Source organism: Aminobacter sp. P4_D5 (assembly GCF_056401815.1).
The window spans coordinates 1-588 of the sequence record NZ_JBFUIP010001072.1; the positions used below are offsets into that span (position 1 = coordinate 1).

Here is a 588-nt window from a genome sequence, read left to right on the forward strand (position 1 = left end):
CGTGCCGCCATCCTCGTTTGACGTTGTTGTCCTTGCCTCCGGGCCCATCAGATCCTCCAGGATCTTCCGCGTCGCGGGAGCGTCCATCGGACGGACCCAATAGGGAATCTGGAAGATTTTCTCGAGATAGTCGCCCGCATCGGCCGCCGAGGCGTCACCCCGCCTGCTGATCTGCCCTTGATAGCAATGGGCGAGGGCATGCTGGAGCCAACGGACATCCACCGCGACGAAGACCACGAAGAGCCGGTAGGCCAGCAGCAGGTGGATGGCCTCGAGCACCTTGACCACCTGCTCCGGCGGGCAGCGATCGAGATCGTCGATGTAGAGCACGATTCGCTCGAAGACCGGTGGCTGCGGCTCCGCGAACGGTGCGTTGAATGCCGCGTCGAGGTCGGCGCGCTCCTGCTCGGTCAGGATGTCCCTGTTCGCTGCCATGAAGGCGTCGATCCTGGTCTTGGCCTGCTCCCTCGCTTCCTTCCTGGCCTGCTCCGCTGCCGTCCTCGCTTCCTCGGATTCCCAGCGCTCGGTCATCAGCCGGTTGAGCTCCTCGAAGTCGCGACGGACGGTCGCCACGAAGCTCAGATGCTG

The 588-nt window shown here is 64.3% G+C and carries 1 protein-coding gene; it reads right to left on the reverse strand.

The annotated features are described in order from the left end of the window. The coding region (locus tag AC1DWF_RS36725; protein WP_476843353.1) for a P-loop NTPase fold protein at positions 1-573 on the reverse strand (573 nt) is incomplete at its 3' end. Positions 574-588: the final 15 nt, after the last annotated feature.